This is a genomic window from Ruminococcus bromii, from assembly GCF_002834225.1.
GTDB classification, from domain to species: Bacteria; Bacillota; Clostridia; order Oscillospirales; family Acutalibacteraceae; genus Ruminococcoides; species Ruminococcoides bromii.
Genome location: NZ_NNSR01000005.1, coordinates 1 through 238 on the forward strand (window position 1 = coordinate 1; position 238 = coordinate 238).

The following is a 238-nucleotide window of genomic DNA, read 5'->3' on the forward strand; positions in this document are numbered from 1 at the left end:
TGCCTTACAAGCAGAGGGTCACAGGTTCGAGCCCTGTTGTTCCCACCACATTTGGCCCGGTAGTTCAGTTGGTTAGAACGCTAGCCTGTCACGCTAGAGGTCGACGGTTCGAACCCGTTCCGGGTCGCCAATTTTTGCCTCTGTAGCTCAGTCGGTAGAGCAGGGGACTGAAAATCCCCGTGTCGGTGGTTCGATTCCGCCCGGAGGCACCAATTTAATGCGGATGTAGCTCATCTGG

The 238-nt window shown here is 55.9% G+C and carries 2 tRNA genes; both read left to right on the top strand.

Annotation, left to right across the window (positions count from 1 at the left end):
* Positions 1-53: 53 nt before the first annotated feature.
* Positions 54-130: transfer RNA gene (locus tag RBATCC27255_RS00050), tRNA-Asp, on the top strand.
* Between the two features lie 6 nt (positions 131-136).
* Positions 137-212, top strand: a tRNA-Phe gene (locus tag RBATCC27255_RS00055).
* The last annotated feature ends 26 nt before the right edge of the window (positions 213-238 follow it).